Below are 5616 nucleotides of genomic sequence, written 5' to 3' on the forward strand. Positions count from 1 at the left end.
CTTGTCGGTGCTGTCCTTCATAGCCACTCCATTTTTAGTCACTGTGACAATAAAAGATTATGCGTTATTGTAACGGTAATTACCAATTTTTCAGGCCCCAGCTTGCATGCTAACTTGGATTAAGCCAGCCTACCCGTATTACTGTTTCGCCCGCTTCGCGGCTCACAGTAACACGGGGCTGGTGAGGGGCTTCGCCCCTTCAATCCCCACACAAAAAACACCGGAGGCACCGTGACCAAAACGGCCAGAACGACCACCGTCAGCGTGCGGATAGACAAGCCGACCGCCGCCGAATGGCGAGAGAAGGCGGAGGCGGCAGACCTCAGTTTGTCGGACTGGATCAGGGGGGCTATCGATGCCAATCAACAAATGCACCTGCCGACCCCGCGCAAGCGAGCGGTCCGAGTGCGAGATACCAGCCACGATGCGGATCCGGTGCTGATGCGGCAATTGGCAGGGATGAGCAACAACCTCAACCAGATCGCCCGCGCCCTGAACGAGTGCCGGCTGATCGGTTCACCGGTGCAAGTGGTCGAAGTGCTGGCCCTGCTTCGCAGTATCGAGGGGCAGGCCACGCACCTGCTGCCCCAGTTGCCGCCGCCCCCCAAGCCGAACCGCAAGGGGGAGAGCGATGCACATTAAGTTCCTTGCCCACGGCACGGGAAGCGGTGCTCACGCCTCGGCCTACCTCATGGGGCCGCACGATCACACAGGGGAGCCACGGGCTGGGGTGGCGGTACTGCGGGGGGATCCGGTGCTGTTCGCGGCGGTGGCCGACTCGCTGCCCTTTCAGCAGCGCTATAGCAGCGCGGTGATCTCATGGGCTGCCGAAGAGGCCCCGCGACCGGACGAGATCAGCGCTGTGCTGGACGACTTCGAGGCGCTGGCATTTGCCGGACTGGCGCGGGAGGACGTGCATTTGACCGCGGTTGAGCACGCCGAAGCGGATGGCGGGGTGCATGTGCATATCCTGATCCCCCGTGTTCACCTGGGCAGCGGCAAATCGTTCAATCCGGCCCCGCCAGGGCAGCGCAAAGACTTCGATGCGGTGAGGGACAAGCACAACCACGAAAAGGGGTGGGCGCGGCCAGACGACCCGCTCAGGGCGCGGCTGTTGCGGCCCGATTTTGAAGCGTACAAGGCCGTGACAGACCACACAGCCATCAAAAAGCAGCTCACCGACCACCTGATCGGTGCAGTCGCGCAAGGGGTGGTGAGCAATGCTGATGAACTGCGGGCCTACCTGCAAGAGGGGCTAGGGTGCGAGATAACGCGCACAGGCAAGGATTACACCAGCGTCAAGCCGGAGGGATACCCGAAGGCGATCCGGTTGAAAGGGGAGTTGTATGGAGAGTCTTGGACAGCGCAAAGCACTCTTGAGCGAGAAGCTCAAGCAGCGGCAAGAGCAGGAATTGGGCGAGGTGGAGAAGTTAGCGCAAGCGCTGCTAGAGACGCTCAGGAGCGACTTGCAGGAGCGCATCAGCGGCGAGCTGAATACAACCGTGACCGCTATCAAGGAAGGGATCGAGGACTTGCCCCAGCAGATCTACGACGCGAGCAGACCCTTGAAAACAGTCTTGAGGGAGGTCAAGGACGAAGCCGACATGCTGAAACTGGTCTCCAGCGTCTGGTTCAAAGCCGCGCTGCTGGGGATTTTCTGCGGGGTGGGGTTACTGATGGGAAGCTGGTTTGGCATGAACTGGATATGGGAGCAGATCGAACAAGACATGGGGACGTTGCGGAGTTTGCGGCAAGAGATCAGCAGCGCCCAGAGCACGTTGGACGAGTTGCCGAAGGGGGTGAGCTACTTCAAGGGGGCGGATGGAAAACGCTACATCATCGCCCGCAAGATTGGGGCGCCGTACAAGACAGAGGCGGGCAAGATGGCCGTGGAGGTGCGCTAAATGACAGAGCTGGAGCGGGTACTGTTGGCGAAGCTGGAGCAGATCGAACAGCGGCACGAGCAACAAACCGAGGACTTGAGGCTGCAATTGCAGCAGCAAGCGCACTCTTTGAGCGCGTTGCAAAAGGTGTGCAACGATGCGCTCAGGAGCTGCGGGAAGCTATGCAGCGACCTGCACGAGGAGATCCGGACGTTGCAGAGCGGGGTAACGCACTCGAACAAGGTTACCAGCGCAGCGCTAGGGAGCTTGAACAGCAGTGTCAGCGCCTTGAACAAGGCGCTGGAGAACTTGCAGAGCGCGCAGGGCTGATCAACGAGCAGGCCAAGGAGCTCAAGGAGAGCAAAGAGCTGGAGTTATCGCTGGAGTATGAGCGGTATAGAGGGCTTGAGCTGTAGCTGCCGCGCGTTGCTTGGCGGCCCCTGCAACGAGATTGACAGACTTCGCTAGTCACCCTAGTTGCAGGGGCTGGAGTTTAGCGTATGATATACACGTATATCATTAGCCTTTGGGGTGGATTATGTTAGCGATACGCTTGCCTTCGGAGATCGAAGAGCGTTTGGCAAATTTGGCGCAAGAGACGGGAAGAACGAAGACCTTCTATGCACGGGAGGCCATCCTGACCCATCTGGAAGAGTTGGAAGATTACTATCTGGCTGAGAGGGTCATGGAGAATGTTCGCAAGGGCGAAGAGCGCCTGTTCTCATTGGATGACGTGGAGCGCGATCTTGGCTTGGAAAGTTGAATTGACCGATACCGCCAAGAAGCAATTGGCTAGGCTGGATAAGACCCAATCGCAGAGGATCACAAAATATCTGCGGCGGATTATGATGCTTGAAAATCCGAGGGATGCTGGCAAAGCTCTAACCGGTAATTTACGAACCTACTGGCGTTATCGCGTGGGGGATTATCGGGTTGTGTGTGACATAAGAGATAACGATCTTGTCATTGTTGCTGTGATAATTGGGCATCGCAGTGAAGTATATGGTGGAAGTTAGTTTTTGTTACTGACTGTCTTGGTAGGAACTACAACAGATGATTGATAATGAATTACAGAAATCATCTGCTCACACCAAATGCATTAAATTAACAAGTGAGATTTATTAATGAAAGCCATAATTCCACTGCTACTTGCTCTTATACCTCTTATATATATTTATCTAAAGCATTACGCAAAAAAAGCCAATGGAATAGTCCAGGCAAATTTGGCGCTAGAGCGTCTTGATGCTCAGTTAACATCAGAGAGTTGGTGGGGGGCGAAAAATGAATTCAACACCCTGACTTTAAATTCATTAAAATATCCAGAAATGATTTTATATATGGAAAAATTGCCTGTAACAAAAAGAAATACTAGGTGCGTGTCATATATGAAACTAATTAGTGTGTTGGATGAATTGGAAAGAATTCCTAATGATGTTCTTCTGAGCAACCAAGACAAGTTTGATGTTAGCAGCATGGAAATGGATTGTCTTTTCAATAAGCTGTGGAAAGATTTCGATATAAAAGCTATCAATGAAGACATTATAGCTGCTAAGATCGATATTGTTTTATCCATAGCGCAATCAATTCTTTATTTTGCAAGAAATGGTGAAACCACCCAAGCAAAAAGAGCTATAATGAGAGCTGGCGGAGATGAGCCACCACTAGAAACAATGCATTTGCGCGAAGAGGCAGCTTCTGTTGTTGAATTCTTCCTTCTTGAACTCTCTTCTATAAAAAAGCTAACCGCGAATTAAGATAATAAGTGCAACGCGTGAGGAGGTTGTGGTGAGTCGGCTAACTGCCGGGTCACTCCACACATTGTCCGCGAAAGACGAGCGAAAAGATGTACGAGCAGCTAACTGAAGGCCAACGAGGGGGGGGGCTAGGGGTTATAAGCCGGAAGCCAAGAAAATTCCGCTGGTAAACGTTTAGGCTGATCTTTCCGTCTACAAATTGTATCCGACAGGGTTTGCCGTATATGTTTTGCTCATAGCTGCGCGTATTTTTCGACCCAATACGGGCTATGTCGGGAAGCAACTGTTTTACGACAACTCGCGCCAACACTGGTTTTTCTGGCGAGACGGAAAAAACTGGAATTCCGGCGTAGAACCTCAGATCGGACATCGTAGTGAGGTGTATGGCTAAACGTTGCTCAGGCGTAGGCACCTGCGGTAACGTACTGTCCAGAAAAGACAAACCCCGAATCTCTGTTTTCAACTTGGCGGAAGAGCACAGAGAGTTCGGGGCCGGACTTATGCAAAGCAATAGGTGAAATATATCACATGGGTCACACCAAACAAGCCAGCACCGCCAATAAGCGCGGTGTCCAATGGTAAAACCAGCGCTTCAAGCCGCTGCCTTTGTCGAACGTCTCCCCCGCCGCCCCTACTGCACCGATGATCCGGCGCATGGGCTGCTGATCCGCCCGCAAGCGACCGCGCTGGCTTATCGCCATATCCAGCACAACCCGCCGCCGCACGTGGCCTGTCTGGTGTTCGATGTGGACAGCCCAGACGGCTATGAGGCGTGGAAGGAGGCCGGATTACCCGCCCCGAACTGGGTCACGGTCAACCCTCTCAATTGTCACGCTCACTACGGATACTATCTAGCGGCTGTCGTGGCCCGTACCAGTGCGGCCAAGCAAAAGCCGTTGCGCTATCTGGCGGCCATAGAACACGTTCTGGCGAAGCGGTTGGGGGCCGATATGGGATATGCAGGGCTTATCACCAAAAACCCCGTACATGGCGATTGGTGGACGATATGGCATCACAGCGAGCCGTTTAGCCTCGACTATCTGGCGGAGTTCTGCCCTGATGCGGATTTGGCGGCCTATAGTCGCCGCAGTCGCAAAGAGGTCGGCGGACTGGGCCGTAACGTCACGGTGTTTGATAACGTGCGTGAATGGGCCTACAGCGCCGTTAGGGCGTATTGGCGGCCTAACGGGTACGAGGCTTGGGGCGATGCGGTGAGATCTGCTTGTGATAGCGCTAATGCGTTTGGACGGGAGCAGGGCGGCCCGCTTCCAGTGTCAGAGATCAAGGCCACGGCAAAGAGTATCGCCCGTTGGGTATGGAATCGATTCACCCCCGCCGGGTTTAGCCTGGTGCAGGCGCATCGAGGAGCGAAGGGTGGACGCATAGGGGGGAAGCTATCCAAAGGCGGTGGCAGGCCGAGCAATAGTGGGAAAGTTCGCAATGACTTGCTCCCCGAAGTGATCAGGCTCAAAGCTATGGGTTACAGTAACCGCGATATTGCAGAGGATCTGCAAATTTCGGCGGGCAGCGTGTCCAATTACCTCCGTCGTGATCGTGAGTGATCAAAACAAAGCCTTATCAGATAACAGCGCCCCGTAAGGGGCGTTTTCGCTTCTCAAAGTATTCGAGAGAGAACCTTGGCGAGGTGGGCAAGCGCCCGAACCGTAGGCCGTCCATCAGGCCGTGGGTTTGGCCTGTGGGCGGGGGCGTTGTCCACGGAGCTGCTTTAGGCTTGATTTGCGTATGGCCTTCAAGATCTCGCCCGCCTGTTCCGGTGTCAGCACCACGACCGAACCGCGATCCCTGATCGCCTGCATTTGGGCATCCAGTCCATCCAGCAGTTCCCGACTTATCGTTACTGTAACGTTATTCTCCTGCTGTTTGGCACGAAAGGCTGCTTGACGTTCCGCCCCAGTCTTTGCGGTTCCTGTCTTGGGTCTACCCCGTCCGCGCTTCTCGCTCCCTTGTCGGTGCTGTCC

The 5616-nt window shown here is 54.6% G+C and carries 9 protein-coding genes; 7 read left to right on the forward strand and 2 right to left on the reverse strand.

What is annotated here, in order from left to right:
- Positions 1–231: 231 nt before the first annotated feature.
- On the forward strand, positions 232–642 hold the full coding sequence (locus AXW79_RS09260; protein WP_005321773.1) for a MobC family plasmid mobilization relaxosome protein: 411 nt from the start codon (positions 232–234) through the stop codon (positions 640–642).
- Between the two features lie 175 nt (positions 643–817).
- On the opposite strand, the gene AXW79_RS24125 is transcribed toward AXW79_RS09260, so the two are convergent.
- Positions 818–1249 (reverse strand): hypothetical protein, encoded by a 432-nt coding sequence (locus tag AXW79_RS24125; RefSeq protein ID WP_005321776.1) that lies wholly within the window; start codon positions 1247–1249, stop codon positions 818–820.
- Positions 1250–1346: 97 nt separating this feature from the next.
- On the opposite strand from AXW79_RS24125, the gene AXW79_RS23710 reads away from it, so the two are divergent.
- The 6 genes from AXW79_RS23710 (at position 1347) to AXW79_RS09290 (ending at position 5199) form a co-directional block, all read left to right on the forward strand.
- Complete coding sequence (locus AXW79_RS23710) at positions 1347–1904, forward strand: hypothetical protein (protein WP_005321778.1); 558 nt, start codon at positions 1347–1349, stop codon at positions 1902–1904.
- On the forward strand, positions 1905–2213 hold the full coding sequence (locus AXW79_RS23715; protein WP_005321781.1) for a hypothetical protein: 309 nt from the start codon (positions 1905–1907) through the stop codon (positions 2211–2213).
- A gap of 208 nt (positions 2214–2421) precedes the next feature.
- Positions 2422–2646 carry a type II toxin-antitoxin system RelB family antitoxin gene (relB, locus tag AXW79_RS09280; RefSeq protein ID WP_005321784.1) on the forward strand — a complete coding sequence of 75 codons (225 nt, stop codon included), beginning with the start codon at positions 2422–2424 and terminating at the stop codon, positions 2644–2646.
- Positions 2630–2899, forward strand: a complete 270-nt coding sequence (locus AXW79_RS22205) for a type II toxin-antitoxin system RelE family toxin (protein WP_073531821.1) — start codon at positions 2630–2632, stop codon at positions 2897–2899. The genes relB and AXW79_RS22205 overlap by 17 nt, the downstream gene beginning before the upstream one ends.
- Positions 2900–3007: 108 nt before the next feature.
- A complete protein-coding gene (locus AXW79_RS09285; RefSeq protein WP_005321764.1) occupies positions 3008–3637 on the forward strand; it encodes a hypothetical protein in 630 nt (209 codons plus the stop codon).
- 575 nt (positions 3638–4212) lie between these two features.
- Positions 4213–5199 carry a replication initiation protein gene (locus AXW79_RS09290; protein WP_005321767.1) on the forward strand — a complete coding sequence of 329 codons (987 nt, stop codon included), beginning with the start codon at positions 4213–4215 and terminating at the stop codon, positions 5197–5199.
- A 114-nt stretch (positions 5200–5313) separates the two neighbouring features.
- On the opposite strand, the gene AXW79_RS23440 is transcribed toward AXW79_RS09290, so the two are convergent.
- Positions 5314–5616 (reverse strand): hypothetical protein (locus tag AXW79_RS23440; RefSeq protein ID WP_063977639.1); only part of this gene is annotated, 303 nt, incomplete at its 5' end.

The organism is Aeromonas salmonicida subsp. salmonicida (genome assembly GCF_001643305.1).
GTDB classification, from domain to species: Bacteria; Pseudomonadota; Gammaproteobacteria; order Enterobacterales; family Aeromonadaceae; genus Aeromonas; species Aeromonas salmonicida.